Consider the following 20,806-nt stretch of genomic DNA (forward strand, 5'->3'; position numbering starts at 1 on the left):
GCCTCCTATCGGCGGATGCGGGTCATCTCCGGGTCGAACAGCGGCTCGTCGGCGACGGTGGCCGGGACCTTCTCGCCGAAGTACTCGACGTGCACACCGGTACCGGTGGCGAGACCGGCCGGCAGCCAGGCGTAGGCGACGCACCGGCCCAGCGTGTAGCCGTACGAGGCGCTGGTGACGTAGCCGGCCGGTGCGCCGTCGGCGTAGACCGGCTCCTTGCCGAGGACCACGGCGGCGGGGTCGTCGAGCAGCAGCGGGGTGAGCCTCCGGGAGGGTTCGCCGGCCCGCTGGAGCGCCGCCTTGCCGACGAAGTCCTCCTTGTCCATACGGACCGCGAAGCCGAGGCCCGCTTCGAAGGGGGAGTGCTCGTCGGTCATGTCGGTGCCCCAGGCGCGGTATCCCTTCTCCAGCCGCAGGGAGTTGAAGGCCGAGCGGCCCGCGGCGACCACACCGAGGTCCTGCCCGGCCTCCCACAGCGTGTCCCAGAGCCGCAGGCCCAGGTCGGCGGTGGTGTACAGCTCCCAGCCCAGCTCGCCGACGTAGCTCAGACGCATCGCCGTCACCGGCACGTGTCCGAGGCAGGTCTGCTTCGCCCGGAAGTAGCCGAACCCCTCGTGGGAGAAGTCGTCGCCGGTCAGGGGCTGGACGAGGGCGCGGGCGAGGGGGCCCCAGACCCCGATGCAGCAGGTGCCGGAGGTGAGGTCGCGGACCTGCACGCCGTCGGGGGCGTGACGCAGGAGCCGGTCCAGGTCGGCGGGGGAGTTGGCGCCGACCTGGAAACGGTCGGGGGCCAGCCGGGCGACGGTCAGGTCGGAACAGATGCCCCCGGTCTCGTCCAGGAGCAGGCTGTAGGTGACCGCGCCCGGCTTCTTGCGGAGGTTGTTGCTGGTCATGCGGTCGAGGAAGGCGAGGGCGCCCGGACCGGTCACCTCCAGACGGCGCAGCGGGGTCATGTCGTACAGGGCGACCTTCTCGCGGGTGGCCCTCGCCTCGGCGGCGGCGACGGGGGACCAGTAGCGGGCCGACCACGCGTCGCGCTCGGGCAGGTCGCCGAGGGCGTCGACGAGCGGGGCGTTCGCCTCGTACCAGTGCGGGCGCTCCCAGCCGTTGCCCTCCAGGAAGAAGGCGCCGAGCTGCTGCTGGCGGGCGTGGAAGGGGCTGACGCGCAGGGGCCGTGGCCGCTCCATCGGCTGGAGGGGGTGGAGCACGTCGTACACCTCGGCGAACTGCTGCGCGCCGCGCTCGCGGACGTACGCCGGTGAGCGCTGCGCTTCCTCGAAGCGCGTGAGGTCGCATTCGTGCACGTCGACGGACGGCCGACCGTCGACCATCCACTCCGCCAGCGCCTTCGCCACCCCGGCCGAGTGGGTCACCCAGACCGCCTCGGCCAGCCAGAAGCCCCGCAGCGGCCGCGCCTCGCCGAGCACCGGCATGCCGTCCGGCGTGAAGGAGAAGACCCCGTTGAACCCGGTCTCGATCTCCGTCCCGCGCAGGGCGGGCAACAGCCGGCGGCAGTCCTCCCAGCTCGGCTCCCAGTCCTCGGCCGTGAAGGGGTGGGAGGACGGCATCTCCATGTCCCGGGCACGCGCCTCGTCGTACGCCAGGACGGAGAACGGGTCGACCGGTATCGGCCGGTGTGCGTACGAACCGATCCCGATGCGGTCGGTGTGCTCACGGAAGTACAGGTCACGGTCCTGGAAGCGGAGGATGGGACGGGACGCCTCGGCCGTGGCACCGCTCAGCTCGGGCAGCGGCCGCGTCTTCGCGTACTGGTGGGCGAGGGGCTGCAGCGGTACGTCGAGACCCGCCATGCGGCCGATGACCGGACCCCAGAATCCGGCCGCGGACACGACGTGGTCGGCCGGGAAGGCGCCCCGGTCGGTGACGACGGCGGTGACCCGGCCGTCCCGCCGCTCGATGCCGGTGACCGTGTGCCGGTCCAGGAACCGGGCGCCGCGTGCGGTGGCGCGGTCCGCCTGGGCGCGGGCGGCGAGGAGGGCCCGGGCGAGGCCGTCGTCCGGGGTGTGGAAGCCGCCGAGGACGACCGAGTCGTCCAGCAGCGGCCACAGTTCCTTGCACCGGGCCGTGCTCACGATCTCGCCGCGGATGCCCCAGGAGGCCGCGTAGCCGGCCCTGCGGTGCAGATCGGCCAGGCGCTCGGGGGTGGTCGCGAGTTCCAGGCCGCCGACCTGGTCGAAGCAGCGGACGCCGTCGACCTCGAGGGAGCGGAACTTCTCGACCGTGTACCGGGCGAACTCCGCGAGGGTCTTGGACGGGCTGGTCTGGAAGACCAGCCCGGGGGCGTGCGAGGTGGAGCCGCCCGGGGCGGGCAGGGGGCCCTGTTCGAGGACGGTGACGTCCGTCCAGCCGCGGGCGGTCAGCTCGTCGGCGAGGGAACAGCCGACGATGCCGGCTCCGATGACGACGACACGGGGTCCCTGGGACCGTTTTTCGGGGGTGCTGGACATGCCCCTCCTTGTGGCGGGGATGGCGGGTGCGGGGAGGCCGCTCAGGCGGCGGGGACGTTCGGCCGCTCGGCGGCGATCGTCGTGTCGGGGCCGTGGCCGGTGTGGACGACGGTGACGCCCGGAAGGGTCAGCAGCCGGGTGCGGACGGACGCCTCGACGGTCGCGCGGTCGGAGCAGGGGCGGCCGGTCGCGCCGGGGCCGCCGTGGAAGAGGGTGTCCCCGGTGAAGACGGCGTCGAGGAACGGGGCGTACAGGGAGCAGCTGCCCCAGGTGTGGCCGGGGGTGTGGAGGACCCTCAGTTCGATGCCGGCGACGGGCAGCACGAGGCCGTCCGACAGTTCGCCGTCCGGCTTGCGGGACGGATGGGTGCGGAGCCACAGTTCGTGGTCGGCGGGGTGGAGCAGCACGGGCGCGCCGGCCAGCAGGGAGAGCGCGGGCGCCGCGGCGATGTGGTCGTCGTGGGCGTGGGTGCAGACGACGGCGGTGACCCGGCGGCCGGCGACGGCCCGGTGGATCGCCTCGGCGTCGTGCGCGGCGTCGACCACCAGCACCTCCTCGTCGTCGCCCACCACCCAGACGTTGTTGTCGGCCTCCGACGTCTCACCGTCCAAGGTGAAAGTGCCCGAGGTGACGACCCGTTCGGCCCGTACGGGCCCGCGCACGCTCACAGGACCACCACCGAGCGCAGCACCTCACCGCAGTGCATCTTGCCGAACGCCTCCTCCACCTGGTCCAGGGCGATCGTCTCGGACACGAAGGCGTTGAGGTCGAGCAGGCCGTAGAGGTACTGGTCGATCAGGAACGGGAAGTCCCGGCTCGGCAGACAGTCGCCGTACCAGGAGGACTTCACGGCGCCGCCGCGCGAGAACACGTCGATCAGCGGAAGCTCGATCTTCATCTCGGGTGCGGGGACGCCGACCTGGACCAGCAGGCCCGCGTGGTCGCGCATGTAGAAGGCCTGCAGGAACGTCTCGGGGCGGCCCACCGCGTCGATCGCGATGTCCACGCCGTGCCCGTCGGTCAGCTCCCGGACCGCCTCGACCGGGTCCGTGCCCCGGGAGTTGACGGTGTGCGTGGCGCCGAACTTCTCCGCCTGGTCGAGCTTGCGGTCGTCGATGTCGACGGCGATCACCTTCATGGCGCCGTTCAGGCAGGCGCCCGCGATGGCCGCGTTGCCGACGCCTCCGCAGCCGATCACGGCGACCGAGTCACCGCGGCCGACACGGCCGGTGTTGACCGCCGCGCCGTAGCCGGCCATCACCCCGCAGCCGATGAGACCGGCCGCCTCGGGCCGCGCGGCCGGGTCGATCTTCACCGCCTGGCCCGCCGCGACCAGCGTCTTCTCGGCGAAAGCGCCGATTCCGAGGGCGGTGGTGAGCGGGGTGCCGTCCCGCAGCGTCATGGGCTGTGCGGCGTTGCGGGAGTCGAAGCAGTACCAGGGCCGGCCGCGACGGCAGGAACGGCAGCCGCCGCACGGCGCGCGCCAGGCCAGTACGACGTAGTCACCCGGCTTCAGGCTTGTGACGCCCGGGCCGACCGCCGCGACCGTGCCGGCCGCCTCGTGACCCAGCAGGAAAGGGAAGTCGTCGGTGATCGCGCCCTCCCGGTAGTGGAGGTCCGTATGGCACACCCCGCACGCCTGCACGTCGACGAGCACCTCACCGGGTCCCGGATCGGGGACGACGATCGTCCGCACCTCCACGGGTGCGCCCTTCTCCGCAGCGACTACGGCACGGACCTCGTGTGGCACGACAAGCTCCTCTGCTGTTGCGCATTGCACGATGGGTTGCGTGATGGGGAACATATTGAGAACGCCGTCACGGGGCCGTCAAGGGGCGCGCGTTAACCCTTGGCAAAAGCAGGGCGGGCGGCGAAACCTCTCGGACACACGACGGCGCGGGACCGGAACGACCCGGTCCCGCGCCGTCGTTCGGGCCGTGCGCGCGGGGGCCCGTCGGGGCGGAGCGACCGGAGGGGGAGTCCGGCGCGGCCGGCGCGGCCGGAGCCCGGGACCCGGGCCGCCCCGTGGTCAGAAGCCGTAGCCCATGCGCCGGGACAGCTCGGCGCCCGCCGCGACCGTCCGCTTGGCCACCTCCGGCAGCCGGTCGGCGTTGAGCCGGTACACCGGCCCCGAGACGCTGACCGCCGCGATCACCTTGCCGTCGTGCGAGCGCACCGGCGCCGCGACGGCCGCGAGCCCCAGCTCCAGCTCCTCGATCGTGACGCCGTACCCCTGCTGGACCACCGCCTCCAGCTCGGCGCGCAGCATCGAGGCGCCGGTGACCGTACGGTCCGTGAACCGGGGCAACGGCCGCGCCAGCAGGCCTTCGCGCAGGGTCGGCGGCATGTGCGCGAGGAGCACCTTGCCGCTGGAGGTGGCGTGCAGCGGGGTGCGTCTGCCCAGCCAGTTCTGCGCCGTCACGGACGCGGTGCCGCGGGCCTGCATGATGTTGACCGCCGCGTCGTCGTCGAGCACGGCGATGTTGACCGTCTCGCCCAGCTCGTCGGCGACCTCCCGGCAGACCGGGACGCCCTCCTGGGAGATGTCGAGGCGCACTGCCGCCGCCCCCGCCAGGCGCAGTACGCCGGCCCCCAGGTAGTACTTCCCGCGGTCCTTGGCCTGCGCCACCAGTCCGCGGTTCTCCAGGACGCCGAGCAGCCGGAACGCCGTGGACTTGTGGACGTCCAGTTCCTCGGCGATCTCGGTGACGCCCGCCTCGCCGTGCCGGGCGAGGATCTCCAGCACGCTCACGGCGCGGTCCACCGACTGCACCGCACTGGCCGCTCCGCGGCCGTTCTGCCTCTCCGGGGCCTCTGGGTTCCGCGTGGTCTCCTCGCTGCGGTCAGACTGCTTCTGCGTGCGGGTCATGGCTCAACTCTCACCACCTGACGGCCCGGTTCGGGCCGCATCTGCGGGAAGCCCTTGACGCGACGGTCGTCCCGCCCGGATTCTGTTGCGCATAGCGCCAGATCGTGCGCTATGCGAAACATCATGTTACCGAAGCGTCCGGATCCCGGAAGGGTGCCGGACCACCCGGACCGATGACGGTCCGTCACTCCCTTGCCGCTTCACCGGGCCGGACCGATGTGGGTCCGGATGCCCGGCAGCACCCTGACGCCTGCATCGAGCAGGTCCCGGACCGGGCGTCCGGGACCGAGAGGGGGGCCCGTGATTCCCGTCTGCCGCCTCGAAGACCTCCCCGAGGGCGAGTCCGTCCGCGTCCCGACCGTGCCACCGATCGCCGTCTTCCACACCGAGGGCGGCGAGCTGTACGCCATCGACGACACCTGCACCCACCAGGACGCGTCGCTTTCCGAGGGCTGGCTGGAAGGCTGTCTGGTCGAGTGCCCGCTGCACGCGGCCTCCTTCGACCTGCGCACCGGCGAACCGGCCTGTCTGCCGGCCCGGCGCCCCGTGCGCACCCACCGCGTCACCGTGGAGGACGGCGTCGTGCACGTCCACCTGGGCGCGGAGGAAGGCACGGCCGCATGAACACCGCCGGACCTCCCGCCCCGTCCGTGACCGGCCGTCCGGCCGGTGCGGCACCGCCCCGGCCACCCCGCTCCACCGCCCTCGACGCCAGGAGCCGCGCCCTATGAGGACCGTGACCATCGTCGGCGCCTCGCTCTCCGGGCTCTACGCCGCACGCGAACTGCGCGCCCAGGGCTTCGACGGCCGGCTGGTGATCGTCGGCGAGGAACCCCACCAGCCCTACGACCGCCCTCCTCTCTCCAAGGACTTCCTCGTCGGCCGCGCCGACGAGAGCAGCCTGGCCCTCACCGACGCCGACGAGACCGCAGGACTCGACGCCGAGTGGCTGCTCGGCGTCCGCGCCCGCGGGCTCGACGCCCGTGGCCGCACCGTCCTCCTCGACGACGGCCGGACGGTGCCCACCGACGGCGTCGTCATCGCCACCGGCGCTGCCGCCCGCCGGCTGCCCGGCGACGGCCTGGCCGGCGTGCACACCCTGCGCACCCTGGACGACGCCCGTGCCCTGCGCGCCGACCTCGCCCGGGGCTCCCGCGCGGTCGTCGTCATCGGCGGCGGCTTCATCGGCGCCGAGACCGCCTCCTCCTGCGCACGGCTCGGTCACACGGTCACGGTGGTCGAGGCCGCCCCGCTGCCGCTCCTGCCTCAACTCGGCGCCGACATGGCCGCGGTGTGCGCCGCGCTGCACCGCCGTAGCGGCGTGAAACTGGTCACCGGGACCGGCGTGGCCGCACTCCGGGGTGCCACCACCGTCACCGGAATCGACCTCTCCGACGGCCGCACCCTGCCCGCCGACATCGTGATCGTCGGCATCGGCGCCGTCCCCAACACCGCCTGGCTGACGGGATCGGCCCTCGTCCCGCACGACGGAGTGCTGTGCGACGACGGCTGCGTGACCGCCCTTCCCCAGGTCGTCGCGGTGGGCGACGTCGCCCGTGTGGGCGGTGTCCGGGCCGAGCACTGGACCTCCGCCACCGAGCAGCCCCGCGCCGCCGTGACCAACCTGCTCGCCGGCCGCACCCTCGTGACCGCCCGGACCGTGCCGTACTTCTGGTCCGACCAGTACGACTCCCGCATCCAGTTCACGGGCCGGCACCGCGAGGGCGACACCGTGCACATCACCGAGGGTGGGATCACCGAAGACGGTCTCCCCGGCGAGTCCGGCTTCCTCGCCCGCTACGAACGGGAGGGCCGCACCGTCGCCGTACTCGGAGTGGACCGGCCCCGCGCCTTCCTGCGGGCCCGGCGCGAACTGCAGAGGGAGCGGCGCCGGGACGAACACCCCGGGCAGGGGCGGCGGACGCCGGAGACTGCCGTGCTGTGACGGGCGGTGCCGACGCCAACGCCGGGGCCGGGCCGCTCTGGCTGCGCTCGGCCCGCGCGCCGACGCCGGGTGCCGCCCCGACCGGTCAGGAGTGCGACAGCTGCCCGGCGCCGCCCCTCCGGCGTATCCGCTCCTGGTCCCGCAGGGCCGCCCGCTCCCGGCGGTGGTGAGCGCGCCGCTCCCGGCGAAGGGCCCGGGCCGTGCTGCTCGGCTCGGAGACCACGCCGTACCGCTGGCTCCACACCTGGCGGGTCACCCACACGTCGACCACCGCCCAGGTGGCCGCCACCGTGCTCACCACACCGCTGATCACCATCGGGAACGCCAGCCAGGAGCCGGCCAGCGTGCACAGGAACGCCACCATCGCCTGTATCAGCGTCACCGCTATGACGAGGACGGCGCGCACCGCCGCCGCCCGCACCGGGTCCGGCATCGGATGCCGGCGAGCCGGCACCTCGACCCACAACGGCCGGTAGTCCTGGCGCTGTTCGTCCCCGGCCGGCTCCCCGGCGCGCCCGGGGCCCGGACCGCCGTGATCCGGCGACCTCCGGCCCCATCGTGCCTGCGAGCGTCCCGCCACGCTCTCCTCGGGCGACTCACGCCGCTCCGCCGTGCCCATCACCGTGTCACTCCCCACCGCCGACAGACCTCCCGCCCGGGCGTCCGAAGACCCCCGCTCCCCAGTGGGTGCCCGGCTTGCGCTGCTTTACGCCGCCGGGGCGCGGCATGCGGCTCCTGTGGCCCATTCCGCCCCCAATTCCCATAGAGAAGGACGAACGAGACCGCGCGAAGATTCCCAAGTTGCGAAAAAATCCGGCCAACCACCCCTGCGTGAGGGCATCGACGACCGGAAATGCATGCTCGGAACACGGTGGCAATCTCCCCCAATGCCCGGACAACTCGCCATGTCTCGACGCCGGTGCGGAAGTTCACCTTCCGGACGTGTCTTCGAGTTAACTGTGAGGCGGTAGTAGGCTCGCGCCGTTTGTTGACGGACATGAGCACCCCCGGCCGGCGGGGGTCGAGCTGGGGGAGGCCATGCGCTTTCGCGGGAAGTCGATCCGCCGGAAGATCGTGGCGCTGCTTCTCGTGCCGCTGGTGTCCCTGACCGCCATCTGGGGCTTCGCCACGGTACTCACGGGGCGCGAGGCGGCCCAGCTGTTCCGCGTGTCCGATGTCGTCGAGAACATCGGCTACCGCACCGAGGACACCGTCCGCGTCCTGCAGCAGGAGCGCCGCCAGACCCTCGTCTACCTCGCCGACCCGAGGGCGTCCGAGGCCCTCACGGCGCTGCACCGCACCCGCACCGCCACCGACCGGGCGATCACCACCATCCGCGGGAACGCCGAGGACCACCGGTCCGGCCTGGACGACGACGACAGCGAACACCTGACCGCCGTCCTGGACGCCTTCGACGGGCTCGACTCCCTGCGCCGCAGCGTCGAGGAGGGCACCGTCACCCGCGCCCAGGCGTTCGACCTGTACAACCGCCTCGTCGACCCCTGCTACGCGCTGCTCGCCTCCCTCGACGGCATCGACGACGTCGAGGCCGACAAGCAGGCCCGCGCCCTGGTCAACGTCACCCGAGCCCGCGAGCTGCTCTCCCGCGAGGACGCCTTGCTCGGCTCCTCCCTCGTCGTCGGCCGGCTCACCCCCGACGAGGCCCGTGACATCTCCGACCTCGCCGCCCAGCGCACCCTTCTGTACGACATCAGCCTCCCGCTCCTGCCCTCCGCGGAGCGGGAACGCTATGAACGCTTCTGGAAGAACGCCACCACGGCCCCGCTGCGCGTGGCCGAACGGGCCGCCATCGCCGCGGACTCCGGCACCCCCCGCGGTGTCACCGCGAAGGGCTGGGACTCCGCCGCGGCAACGGTCCTGGACGAACTCGGCACCCTCGACGACCAGGTGGGCGACCGCTTCCAGGACCGCATGCGCCCCGTGGCCGTGACCGTCATCGTGCAGGCGGCCGTCGCGGGCCTCCTCGGGCTGGTCGCACTCCTGGTCTCCGTCGTCCTCTCCGTCCGGGTCGGCCGGACCCTCATCCGCGACCTGCGCCAGCTCCGCATGGAGGCACACGAGGCGTCCGGTGTGCGGCTGCCCAGCGTGATGCGCCGGCTGTCCGCGGGCGAGCAGGTCGACGTCGAGACCGAGGTGCCCCGCCTGGAGTACGACAAGAACGAGATCGGCGAGGTCGGACAGGCCCTCAACACCCTGCAGCGCGCGGCCGTGGAGGCCGCCGTGAAGCAGGCCGAACTGCGGTCCGGGGTGTCCGAGGTCTTCGTCAACCTCGCCCGCCGCAGCCAGGTGCTGCTGCACAAGCAGCTCACCCTGCTCGACAGCATGGAGCGCCGGACCGAGGACACCGACGAGCTCGCCGACCTGTTCCGCCTGGACCACCTCACCACCCGCATGCGCCGGCACGCCGAGGGCCTGGTGATCCTCTCCGGCGCGGCGCCCTCACGGCAGTGGCGCCGGCCGGTGCAGCTGATGGACGTCGTCCGTGCCGCCGTCGCCGAGGTCGAGGACTACGAGCGCATCGAGGTCCGACGGCTGCCACGGGTCGCCGTCACCGGACCCGCCGTCGCCGACCTCACCCATCTCGTGGCCGAACTCCTGGAGAACGCCACCGTCTTCTCACCCCCGCACACGGCCGTCCAGGTGATCGGCGAACGGGTCGCCAACGGCTTCACCCTGGAGATCCACGACAGGGGCCTCGGGATGACGGCCGAGGCGCTCCTGGACGCCAATCTGCGCCTCGCCGAGACTCCCGAGTTCGAACTCTCCGACACCGACCGGCTCGGCCTGTTCGTGGTCAGCCGCCTCGCCCAGCGCCAGAACGTCCGCGTCTCCCTCCAGCCGTCACCGTACGGCGGCACCACCGCGGTGGTGTTCATCCCGGACGCGCTGCTGACCGACGACGTCCCCGACACCAACGGCATCGGCTTCCGGCTCGACCGCGAGCGTCCGGCACAGGGCACCGGCCAGACGCCGGGCCGGCTGTCCGGGCGCTCCGAGGCGCCGCTGCAGCTGCCCGGCCTGCCGACCTCCCTGCTGGACGGACCGGTGGAACTGGAGGCGCCCGTCGATCTCGACGCGCTGGACGGCTTCCCCGGCGCCCTCGACGACGAGGACAGCGAGCGCGGCGGCCTGTTCCGCTCCCGTGGCTCCCGCCCTGCCGAGGACGAGCAGGCGGCCGCCGCGCAGGCCGACCGGGGGAGGCGTGCCGAGAGCGGCGGGCCCCTGCCGCTGCCGCGGCGGCAGGCACCCAAGCTCGTCAGCTCGCACGGCAAGCCCGTCACCGACCAGCGGCCCCGCCGCGGCGAGCCGGACCGAGCGCCCTCCGCGGCTGCGCACCGCCCCGACACGGGAGGACTGGCCCCGCTGCCGGCCCGCCGCCGTGGCACGGGCTCCCGGCGCCCCACCGGAGTCACCGGCCAGCCCGAGGACCGCCCGGCGACGGCCGCCGAGACCGCCGGGGAGACCTCGCAGGCCCCGGCGCTCCCCAGGCGTACCCGGCCCGAGGCGCCCGGCACCCACGGCCCGGCGGACACGGCAGCGCCCCTCGCCGGCGGCCCCGCACCCGCCGGGGACACGAACCCGGAACCGGCCGCCGGGGCCCTGCCCCGGCGCGTACGCCAGGCCAGCCTGGCTCCCCAGCTCAAGCAGGACACCCAGCGGCGCACCGAGCGCACGGCACAGCCGGCCGACCGCGATGCCGACGAGGTCCGCAGCCGGATGGCCTCGCTCCAGCGCGGCTGGCAGCGCGGCCGGGAGGAGAACGCCGCGGGCGACGGGGCCCGGGACGGCACAGCACAAGGAACGACTAAGGGGGACGGTCGATGACCGCACCGAAGGCCACCGGCCACACGCCGACGAACACGGGGGAGCTGAACTGGCTCCTCGATGACCTCGTCGACCGGGTCGCCAGCATCCACAAGGCCGTCATCCTGTCCGGCGACGGGCTGCCGACAGGGGTGTCCAAGGACCTGACCAGGGAGGACGGCGAGCACCTGGCCGCCGTGGCGTCCGGCTTCCACAGCCTCGCCAAGGGCGTCGGGCGTCACTTCGACGCGGGTGGCGTCCGGCAGACGGTGGTGGAGCTGGACAGCGCCTTCCTCTTCGTCACCGCCGCCGGGGACGGCAGCTGCCTCGCCGTCCTCTCGGACGCCGACTCCGACGTCGGACAGGTCGCCTACGAGATGACGCTCCTGGTCAAGCGGGTCGGCGCGCATCTGGGCACCGCCCCACGCACCGATCTGCCCGCAGGCGGGTAGTGGGATGACATGAGCGGAGACGGTCAGGGAAGAAGCCACTGGTTCGACGACGAGGCCGGGCCGGTCGTCCGGCCGTACGCCATGACGCGTGGCCGTACCACGAGCGCGGCCCAGCACCGCCTCGATCTGATCGCCGTGGTGGTCACCGAGCCCGGCACCGGCGACCCCGAGACGGACCCGACGCTGTCCCCCGAGCATGTGGACATCGTCGGGCTCTGCCGGGACGAACCGCAGTCGGTCGCCGAGCTCGCCGCGGAGCTCGACCTGCCCATCGGTGTGGTCCGCGTCCTCATCGGCGACCTGGTGCACGCCGAACTCGTCCACGTGTCCCGGCCGGTGCCCCCGGCCGAGCTGCCGGACGAAAGTATTCTGCGCGACGTGATCAACGGCCTCCGGGCGCTGTGAGCGGCGTGGAAGCGAGGTAGTGACATGACTGGCTGGCAGTTCTGGGTCGACCGGGGCGGTACCTTCACCGACATCGTCGCGCGTCGCCCGGACGGCCGGCTGCTCACACACAAACTGCTGTCCGACAATCCGGCCCGGTACGCCGACGCCGCCGTGGCCGGGGTGCGCGAGCTGCTCGGCGACTCCCAGGACCCCGTCGACGCCGTCCGCATGGGCACCACGGTCGCCACCAACGCCCTGCTCGAACGCAAGGGCGAGCGGACCCTCCTGGTGGTCACCCGCGGCTTCCGCGACGCCCTGCGCATCGCCTACCAGAACCGCCCCCGAATCTTCGCCCGCCGCATCGAGCTGCCCGAGCTGCTCCACGAACGGGTCGTGGAGGTGGACGAACGCCTCGCCGCCGACGGCACCGTCCTGCGCGCCCCCGACCTGGACGCCCTGGCCGGCCCGCTCCGGGAGGCGTACGACGACGGGATCCGCGCGGTCGCCGTCGTCTGCCTGCACAGCCACGTCCACCCCGGCCACGAGCGCGCCATCGGTGAACTCGCCGCCCGTACCGGCTTCCCGCAGATCTCGCTGTCCAGCGAGGTCAGCCCGCTGATGAAGCTCGTCCCGCGTGGCGACACCGCCGTCGTCGACGCCTACCTCTCGCCCGTGCTGCGCCGCTACGTGCGGCACATCGCCGATGAGCTGCGGGGCGTACGGCTGATGTTCATGCAGTCCAACGGCGGACTGACGGAGGCCGGACGGTTCCGCGGCAAGGACGCCGTCCTCTCCGGCCCGGCGGGCGGCATCGTCGGCATGGCCCGCATGTCGCAGCGCGCCGGATTCGACCGCGTCATCGGCTTCGACATGGGCGGCACCTCCACCGACGTGTCGCACTTCGCCGGCGCCTACGAGCGCGTGTTCACCACGCGGATCGCGGGCGTCCGGCTGCGCGCCCCCATGCTCGACATCCACACGGTCGCCGCCGGCGGCGGCTCCGTCCTCCACTTCGACGGCTCCCGCTACCGGGTCGGCCCCGACTCGGCCGGCGCCGACCCCGGCCCCGCCTGCTACCGGGCCGGCGGCCCGCTCACCGTCACCGACGCCAACGTGATGCTCGGCCGCATCCAGCCCGCCCGCTTCCCCGCCGTCTTCGGACCCGACGGCGACCAGCCGCTGGACGCCGCCCTCGTCCGTGACCGGTTCAGCGCGCTCGCGCGTGAGATCCACGACCGCACCGGCGACGACCGCACTCCGGAGCAGGTGGCCGAGGGGTACCTGCAGATCGCCGTCGCCAACATCGCCAACGCCGTGAAGCGGATCTCCGTCCAGAAGGGGCACGACGTCACCCGCTACGCCCTGACCACCTTCGGCGGCGCAGGCGGCCAGCACGCCTGCCGCGTCGCCGATTCGCTGGGCATCCGCACCGTCCTCGTACCCCCCATGGCCGGCGTCCTCTCCGCGCTCGGCATCGGCCTCGCCGACACCACGGCCATGCGCGAGCACTCCGTGGAGGCCCCCCTGGACGCGGCCGCCATGCCGGCCATCCGCAAGACGGCCGAGGACCTCGAGGCCGCCGCACGCGCCGAACTCCTCGCCGAGGACGTCCCGGAGGACCGCATCCGGGTCACCCACCGTGCCCAGCTCCGCTACGACGGCACCGACACCACCCTCACCGTCGAGCTGGCCGGGCCCGACGCCATGAGGCACGTCTTCGAAGAACGTCATCGCGCCACGTACTCCTTCACACTCGACCGCCCCGTCGTCGTGGAAGCCCTCTCCGTCGAAGCCACCGGCATCACCGCACCCCCCGATCTCTCCGCCCTCGCCCCGTACGAGGGCCGCTCGGGCGCGCCCGGCACCGCCCGCCTCCACACCGGCGGCGGCTGGCGCGACGTACCCCTCCACCGCCGCGAAGCCCTTCCTCCCGGCGAGACCGTCACCGGCCCCGCGATCATCACCGAGGCCGGCACCACGACCGTCGTCGACGACGGCTGGCGGGCCGCCGCCACCGATGACGGGCATCTGCTCATGGAACGCACGGCGATTACGCAGAGTTCCGATCTCGACACGGAAACCGATCCAGTTCTGCTTGAAGTCTTCAACAACCTCTTCATGTCGATCGCGGAACAGATGGGCGCGCGGCTGGAGTCGACGGCCCAGTCCGTCAACATCAAGGAACGCCTGGACTTCTCCTGCGCCCTGTTCGACCCGGACGGAAACCTGGTGGCCAACGCCCCCCACATCCCCGTACACCTGGGCTCCATGGGCACCAGCGTCAAGGAGGTCATCCGCCGTCGCGGCTCCGCCATGCGGCCGGGCGACACCTACGCCGTCAACGACCCCTACCACGGCGGCACGCACCTGCCGGACGTCACCGTGATCACCCCCGTCTTCGACACCGACCGGGCGGCGGACACGCAGCGTGAGCCACGGCTCCTCTTCCATGTCGCCTCCCGCGGCCATCACGCCGAGATCGGCGGCATCGCCCCCGGCTCCATGCCGGCCCACAGCCGCACCATCGAGGAGGAGGGCGTCCTCTTCGACAACTGGCTCCTCACCGAGAACGGCCGCTTCCGCGAGGAGGAGACCCGCCGGCTGCTCACCGAGGCGCCGTACCCCTCCCGCAATCCGAAGACCAACCTCGCCGACCTGCGCGCCCAGATCGCCGCCAACCGCAAGGGCGTCGACGAGGTCCGCCGCATGATCGAGGAGTTCGGTCTCGACGTCGTCCAGGCCTATATGCGGCACGTCCAGGACAACGCCGAGGAATCCGTCCGCCGCGTCATCGACGCCCTGGACGACGGCGAGTACGCCTACGAGACCGACTCCGGCGCCGTCGTCCGGGTCAGGGTCCGGGTCGACCGGACCGGACGCCGGGCGGCCATCGACTTCACCGGCACCTCCGCGCAGCTCGCCACCAACTTCAACGCGCCCTCGGCGGTCGTCGACGCGGCCGTCCTGTACGTCTTCCGCACGCTGGTCGCCGATGACATCCCTCTCAACGACGGCTGCCTGCGCCCCCTGGACATCATCGTGCCGCCCGGGTCGATGCTCGCTCCCGAACCGCCCGCCGCCGTCGTCGCCGGCAACGTCGAGACCTCGCAGGCCATCACCGGCGCCCTCTACGCCGCCCTCGGCGTGCAGGCCGAGGGCTCCGGCACCATGAACAACGTCACCTTCGGCAACGAGCGGCACCAGTACTACGAGACCGTCGCCTCCGGATCAGGCGCCGGCGACGGCTTCCCCGGCGCCGACGTGGTCCAGACCCACATGACCAACTCCCGGCTCACCGACCCGGAGATCCTGGAGTGGCGACTGCCGGTCCGGCTGGAGGAGTTCGCGGTCCGGCGGGGCAGCGGCGGCGCGGGCCGGTGGCGCGGGGGAGACGGCGCCGTGCGCCGCGTCCGGTTCCTCGAACCGATGACCGTCTCCACGCTCTCCCAGCACCGACGCGTGCCGCCGTACGGCATGGCCGGCGGTGCCCCCGGAGCGCTCGGCGCCAACCGGGTGGAGCGGGCCGACGGCTCGGTCACCGAACTCGGCGGGAGCGGCTCGGCCGACGTCGCACCCGACGACGTACTCGTCATCGAAACCCCCGGTGGCGGCGGCTACGGCCGACCGTCGCCCGAACCCCATCAAGCAGGAGAAGAGACCGATGATCTTCGGGCGTTCTGAGCGCGGCAAGCCTCCGGTCGAGCCCGTCACGCTCAAGATCCTGGTGGCCGGCGGCTTCGGCGTGGGCAAGACGACCCTCGTCGGCGCGGTCAGCGAGATCAGGCCGCTGCGCACCGAGGAACTGCTCACCGAGGCCGGGCGGCCCGTCGACGACACCGCCGGCGTCGAGGGCAAGCACACCACCACGGTGGCCATGGACTTCGGCCGCATCACGCTGCGCGAGGACCTCGTGCTCTACCTCTTCGGCACGCCCGGGCAGGAACGCTTCTGGTTCATGTGGGACGAGCTGTCCGAGGGTGCCCTCGGCGCCGTCGTCCTCGCCGACACACGCCGTCTGGAGGACTGCTTCGCGGCCATCGACTACTTCGAGCGGCGCTCCATACCGTTCCTCGTCGGCGTCAACTGCTTCGAGGGGGCCGACCGCTACCCCGCCGAGTCCGTCCGCCAGGCCCTCGACCTGGACGACGACGTGCCCGTCCTGCTGACCGACGCCCGCGACCGGGAGTCGGTCAAGGAGGTGCTCATCGGGCTCGTCCGGCACGCGATGGAGTACGCGGCCGACCGCCGCCGGGCCGTCACCGGCTGACCGGCCGGACCGGACCGTCGGCGCCGGCTCACAGGCACGGCCCGTACCCCCGCCGACCGGGGTACGAGCCGTGGTCCTGTGCGGAGTGCGCACGCGCGCGTGCGGCGCCGCTGCGCCGTTACACCCCGTCCTCCTCCAGCCAGCCGAAGCTCTTCTCGACCGCCCTGCGCCAGTTGCGGTACTCGCGGTCGCGGACCGGCGCCTCCATCGCGGGTGTCCACTCCGCGTCCTTGCGCCAGTGCGACCTCAGCTCGTCCAGGTCGTTCCAGACGCCCGTGGCCAGCCCGGCCGCGTACGCGGCACCCAGACACGTCGTCTCCGGCACACGGGGGCGGATCACCGGCACGCCGAGGACGTCCGCCTGGTGTTGCATCAGCAGGTTGTTCCGGGTCATGCCGCCGTCGACCTTCAGCGCGGTGATCCGCACACCGGAGTCCTGGTACATCGCGTCCACGACCTCCCGGGTCTGCCAGCTCGTCGCCTCCAGCACCGCGCGCGCGAGGTGGGCCTTCGTGACGTACCGGGTGAGGCCGGTGACGACTCCGCGCGCGTCGGAGCGCCAATAGGGCGCGTACAGACCGGAGAACGCCGGCACGACGTAGGCGCCGCCGTTGTCGTCGACGCTCGCCGCCAGTGTCTCGATCTCGTCGGCGCTCCGGATGATCCCGAGCTGGTCGCGGAACCACTGGACCAGTGCACCCGTTATCGCTATGGACCCCTCCAGGCAGTACACCGGCGGCTCCCCGCCGATCTTGTAGCCCATCGTCGTCAGCAGCCCGTTCTTCGACGGCACCGGCCGGTTGCCGGTGTTCAACAGCAGGAAACTGCCGGTGCCGTAGGTGTTCTTCGCGGTGCCGACGTCGTAACAGGCCTGCCCGAACACGGCGGCCTGCTGGTCGCCCAGCGCCGAGGCCACGGGCACCCCCGACAGCTGTCCGACGGCCGTGCCGTACACCTCGGCGGAGGACCTGATCTCCGGCAGCACGGCCTCCGGCACGTTCATCGCGGACAGGACGGAGGGATCCCACTGGAGGGTGTCCAGGTTCATCAGCATGGTGCGGCCGGCGTTCGTGACGTCGGTGACGTGCCGGCCGCCGTCCGGGCCGCCCGTGAGGTTCCAGATCAGCCAGGAGTCGATGGTTCCGAACGCGATCTCACCGCGCTCGGCACGCCGGCGCAGACCGGGCACCTGGTCGAGCAGCCAGGCCACCTTCGGCCCGGAGAAGTAGCTGGCCAGCGGCAGCCCGGTCCGCTCGCGGAAGCGGTCCTGGCCGTCCGCGCCGCCCAGTTCGCCGCACAGGGCCGCGGTGCGGGTGTCCTGCCAGACGATCGCGTTGTGGACGGGCTTGCCCGTGGCGCGGTCCCACAGGACCGTGGTCTCCCGCTGGTTGGTGATGCCGAGAGCGCTCAGCCGGCCGGCGTGCAGCCCCGCCCTGGCGAGCGCCCCGGCCACCACGGCCTGCACCTTGGACCAGATCTCGGTGGCGTCGTGCTCCACCCATCCGGGTTTGGGAAAGATCTGCCGGTGTTCGCGCTGGTCGACGGCGACGATCGCGCCGCTGTGATCGAAGACGATGCAGCGGCTGGACGTGGTGCCCTGGTCGATGGCGGCGACATACGTGTCGGCGGTGTCCGTCATGGCTGTCCCTGGGTCGCTGGGTCGGGTCGCTGTTCCGAGGCCGCGGGGATCGGGGGCCGGGGTGGTGGAAGCGGGGAGGGGGGAACCGGTGGGATCAGAAGGCCGCGTTGTAGAGGAGGCCGGCGAGCGCTCCGCCGATCAGCGGACCGACGACCGGTATCCAGGCGTATCCCCAGTCCGAGGTGCCCTTGTGGGGGATCGGCAGGAAGGTGTGCACGATGCGCGGGCCGAGGTCGCGGGCCGGGTTGATGGCATAGCCCGTGGGGCCGCCGAGGGAGAGACCGATGCCCACGACGAGCAAGGAGACGATCAGTGCGGTGGTGCCGGACTCGCCGAGCCCCTCGGTGAGCCCGAAGGCGAGGATCGGCAGGACGAGCGCGACGGTCGCGATGACCTCGGTGACGAGATTGGCGAGCGGGTTACGGATCTCCGGGATGGTCGAGAAGATGCCGAGGGTCGGAACGGGTTCGTCGGCGGTGCCCTCGGTGGTGCCCTCCGTGCGGACGTTGGCCTGGAACTGGGCGAGATACACCAGATAGGCCAGCACCGCGCCGAGCATGGCTCCGACGATCTGCCCGAGCAGGTAGACCCAGACCTTGCCCCACTCGCCGGTGTCGATGGCGATCCCGATGGTGACCGCCGGATTGAGGTGACCACCGGAGAGGGGCGCGGCGGTGTACGCGCCGGCGAGCACACCGAAGCCCCAGCCGAAGGCGATCACGACCCAGCCCGAGGCCCGCGCCTTGGAGTACCTGAGGGTGACGGCGGCGCAGACTCCGGCACCGAAGAGGATCAGAATCGCGGTGCCGATGATCTCGCCGACGAAGATGTCTCCGTTGCTCATGGCGGCTCCCTTGGCGCCGTTAGGGGGCGATCGGCCCCGGCCCTGTCGTGCAGGACGGTTACCTTGGCGACTTCAGCCGAAGGCAGGGAGGGCCCCGCGCCCCGCCCGGCGTCCGTGACGAGCGTGCCGTCGCAGCCGGATCGCCCTGGAGAGCCGGGTCGTGGAGCAGGACAGACCCGCGCCGCGGTGCCTGATAACACCGAGAATGTATGGCGATGTCGGCTGACACCGGGAAGTGTTCACCGGCGCCCCGGGGGCGTCAAGGTTGCCGACGGCGACGGTGGCACCGACCTTCGCTCCGGCGTCGGCGAGGCGGGTGTGCCGCAACGGACATAAGGGCCTGGGACGTTCACCACCGAGGCTCGGCGGTCGCGTATCCGGCCTGCGCCGGTGCCGGTCCCGGGCCGCCGCGCCGGACCTCGTGGCCGGGGAACCCGGCGCGCCCGAGCACCCAGCTCGCGCCGTTCAGCTCCTTGGCCGCCTTCTTCAGCGGAGCGAGCTGGGCGGCGGCCTGGTGATGGTCGCTCACACTGCCCGGACCGCAGACGACGGTCGCCAGGGACAGCGTGACGGACCGGCCGCCCGCCGTCCAGGACGCGTCCAGCACGGCGGCCACCAGCGGATCGAGCGCCTCCTCGTCGGCCAGCACCAGGAAGTCGTCCCCGCCGATGTGCCCCACGCGCGCGTGCCCCGCGACGGCCCGCTGGAGCGCGCTGCCCACGGCACGGATCAGCTCGTCGCCGGCGGCGAACCCGGCTCCGTCGTTGACCTGCTTGAAGTGATCGATGTCCAGCCAGCTGAGCGCGAACGCCCGTCCGGCCGAGATCCGCCGGTCCACCTCGCCGACGATGGTGTCCGAACCGGGCAGCCGGGTCAGCGGGTTGAGCCCCGCCGCCTCCTCGACCCGGCTCTCGGCCAGCGCCCGCACCAGGTCGGCCAGCCGTACGACCCCCACGCACCGGCCGTGTCCGTCGAGCACCGCCACGTCGTCCGAGGTCCGGTCCCGGCCGCCGACCGCCACCACGTCCAGTACCTCCCATGCCGTCGCGTCGACGCCCACCGTGCGGGGCGCGTCGCTCAGCTTGAAGGCCGGCCGGTCGGCGTACAGGGCGTGTCCGTAGCGGCCGGACATGGACAGCAGGAAGCGGGACCGGTGCACCGACCGGACGGGCCGGCCGAAGGGGTCCGCCAGCAGCACCCCGGAGACGTCCGGGGAGCCGGTCAGCAGGGCCCGTACCTGCCCGGCCGAGGCGGTCAGCGGCAGCACGGCGGCGGGGCGCACGAACTCCCGCACCGACGGCCCGGAGCGGGGCGCGGTCACCGCACCGGGAGCGAGGGGCGGTACGTATACGTCCGCCGCGGGAATCCGGGCCGGGGGTGCGAACAGCTCGCCCTGGGCCAGCTGCGCGCCGGCGGCCAGGGCCGCCGCGCACTGGAGCTCGGTCTCCACGCCCTCCACCGCGACCAGGGCGCCCAGTTCCTCGCACAGCGTCCGCATCGCCCGCACGGCGGCCGGCCGCGCCAGCAGCGAGGCGTCGAGCTTGACCAGGTCGGGGGAGAGGTCGGTGAGCAGCCTGAGCGGTACGTCCCCGTCCCCGATGCCGTCCGCGCTGATCCGGAAGCCCTGCTCGCGCAGCGAGGCCACCGCCTCCAGCAGGGCACGCTGCGGCACGTGCGTGTAGGGCGGGACGATGTCCAGGGTCACCTCCCAGGGCAGGCGGCCCGCCGCGCGCACGGCGTCGTGCAGCGGGGTGAGACCACCCAGGTCGGCGAGCGTGGCCGCGAACACGTTCAGGTGCAGCGGCAGCAGCGTCTCCTTGTGCGCGGCCGCCCGGAGGGCCAGCACGGTCAGCCTGCCGTCGAGTTCCGGGTCCCGGCGGGCCTCGGCCAGGACGTCGCCGGTTTCCGGGCGGGCGAGTGTCTCCAGTGCGGTGACCGCGCCCGTCCTCAGGTTGACCACCGGCTGGAAGGCGAAGCGGAGAGTATCCGTCCAGGAGTGCACGGGAGCATGATGGCGCTGCCCGCGCACGCCCAGGCCCAGTTCATAAGACGTTCACGCAGGATTCCGGGGTGATCACACAGCGTGCGCGACCCCATGGTTCCCTCGTGT

Annotated in this window: 15 protein-coding genes; 7 read left to right on the plus strand and 8 right to left on the minus strand. The window is 72.7% G+C overall.

Annotated features, from left to right (window positions below; all coding sequences use genetic code 11):
* Positions 1-5: 5 nt before the first annotated feature.
* From FHS34_RS35430 to FHS34_RS35445, 4 genes are all read right to left on the minus strand, one after another.
* Entirely contained in the window at positions 6-2,468 is a 2,463-nt protein-coding gene (locus FHS34_RS35430) for a GcvT family protein (protein WP_184973257.1), read from the minus strand.
* A 41-nt stretch (positions 2,469-2,509) separates the two neighbouring features.
* Complete coding sequence (locus tag FHS34_RS35435; protein ID WP_184973316.1) at positions 2,510-3,130, minus strand: MBL fold metallo-hydrolase; 621 nt, start codon at positions 3,128-3,130, stop codon at positions 2,510-2,512.
* 2 nt (positions 3,131-3,132) lie between these two features.
* Positions 3,133-4,218 (minus strand): S-(hydroxymethyl)mycothiol dehydrogenase, encoded by a 1,086-nt coding sequence (locus tag FHS34_RS35440; RefSeq protein ID WP_184973259.1) that lies wholly within the window; start codon positions 4,216-4,218, stop codon positions 3,133-3,135.
* 279 nt (positions 4,219-4,497) lie between these two features.
* On the minus strand, positions 4,498-5,337 hold the full coding sequence (locus FHS34_RS35445; protein WP_184973261.1) for an IclR family transcriptional regulator: 840 nt from the start codon (positions 5,335-5,337) through the stop codon (positions 4,498-4,500).
* A 300-nt stretch (positions 5,338-5,637) separates the two neighbouring features.
* Between FHS34_RS35445 and FHS34_RS35450 the strand changes: the two genes are divergently transcribed.
* Together FHS34_RS35450 and FHS34_RS35455 are read left to right on the plus strand one after the other, a co-directional pair.
* Positions 5,638-5,961: a bifunctional 3-phenylpropionate/cinnamic acid dioxygenase ferredoxin subunit gene (locus tag FHS34_RS35450; RefSeq protein ID WP_184973263.1), complete on the plus strand. Its 324-nt coding sequence runs from the start codon at positions 5,638-5,640 to the stop codon at positions 5,959-5,961.
* Between the two features lie 103 nt (positions 5,962-6,064).
* Positions 6,065-7,282, plus strand: a complete 1,218-nt coding sequence (locus FHS34_RS35455; protein ID WP_184973265.1) for an NAD(P)/FAD-dependent oxidoreductase — start codon at positions 6,065-6,067, stop codon at positions 7,280-7,282.
* 85 nt (positions 7,283-7,367) lie between these two features.
* Here the strand turns inward: FHS34_RS35455 and FHS34_RS35460 are convergent, their stop codons facing one another.
* A complete protein-coding gene (locus FHS34_RS35460; RefSeq protein ID WP_184973319.1) occupies positions 7,368-7,901 on the minus strand; it encodes a hypothetical protein in 534 nt (177 codons plus the stop codon).
* A gap of 419 nt (positions 7,902-8,320) precedes the next feature.
* On the opposite strand from FHS34_RS35460, the gene FHS34_RS35465 reads away from it, so the two are divergent.
* The 5 genes from FHS34_RS35465 to FHS34_RS35485 are packed head-to-tail and all read left to right on the plus strand — an operon-like array spanning position 8,321 to position 16,213.
* The gene (locus FHS34_RS35465; RefSeq protein ID WP_184973267.1) at positions 8,321-11,128 is read left to right on the plus strand and encodes a nitrate- and nitrite sensing domain-containing protein; all 2,808 of its coding nucleotides are present in this window, start codon (positions 8,321-8,323) and stop codon (positions 11,126-11,128) included.
* A complete protein-coding gene (locus FHS34_RS35470) occupies positions 11,125-11,559 on the plus strand; it encodes a roadblock/LC7 domain-containing protein (RefSeq protein WP_184973269.1) in 435 nt (144 codons plus the stop codon). The genes FHS34_RS35465 and FHS34_RS35470 overlap by 4 nt, the downstream gene beginning before the upstream one ends.
* A 9-nt stretch (positions 11,560-11,568) precedes the next feature.
* Positions 11,569-11,964 carry a DUF742 domain-containing protein gene (locus tag FHS34_RS35475; RefSeq protein WP_184973271.1) on the plus strand — a complete coding sequence of 132 codons (396 nt, stop codon included), beginning with the start codon at positions 11,569-11,571 and terminating at the stop codon, positions 11,962-11,964.
* A gap of 24 nt (positions 11,965-11,988) precedes the next feature.
* Positions 11,989-15,627 carry a hydantoinase B/oxoprolinase family protein gene (locus tag FHS34_RS35480; protein WP_184973273.1) on the plus strand — a complete coding sequence of 1,213 codons (3,639 nt, stop codon included), beginning with the start codon at positions 11,989-11,991 and terminating at the stop codon, positions 15,625-15,627.
* A complete protein-coding gene (locus FHS34_RS35485; RefSeq protein ID WP_184973276.1) occupies positions 15,608-16,213 on the plus strand; it encodes a GTP-binding protein in 606 nt (201 codons plus the stop codon). Before FHS34_RS35480 ends, FHS34_RS35485 begins: the two co-directional genes overlap by 20 nt.
* A 118-nt stretch (positions 16,214-16,331) precedes the next feature.
* On the opposite strand, the gene glpK is transcribed toward FHS34_RS35485, so the two are convergent.
* The 3 genes from glpK to FHS34_RS35500 form a co-directional block, all read right to left on the minus strand.
* Positions 16,332-17,852: a glycerol kinase GlpK gene (gene glpK, locus FHS34_RS35490; RefSeq protein ID WP_184973278.1), complete on the minus strand. Its 1,521-nt coding sequence runs from the start codon at positions 17,850-17,852 to the stop codon at positions 16,332-16,334.
* A gap of 94 nt (positions 17,853-17,946) precedes the next feature.
* Positions 17,947-18,696: an MIP/aquaporin family protein gene (locus FHS34_RS35495; RefSeq protein ID WP_184973281.1), complete on the minus strand. Its 750-nt coding sequence runs from the start codon at positions 18,694-18,696 to the stop codon at positions 17,947-17,949.
* 349 nt (positions 18,697-19,045) lie between these two features.
* Positions 19,046-20,698: a GGDEF domain-containing protein gene (locus tag FHS34_RS35500; protein WP_184973283.1), complete on the minus strand. Its 1,653-nt coding sequence runs from the start codon at positions 20,696-20,698 to the stop codon at positions 19,046-19,048.
* Positions 20,699-20,806: the final 108 nt, after the last annotated feature.

Source organism: Streptomyces echinatus (genome assembly GCF_014203595.1).
GTDB lineage: Bacteria > Actinomycetota > Actinomycetes > Streptomycetales > Streptomycetaceae > Streptomyces > Streptomyces echinatus.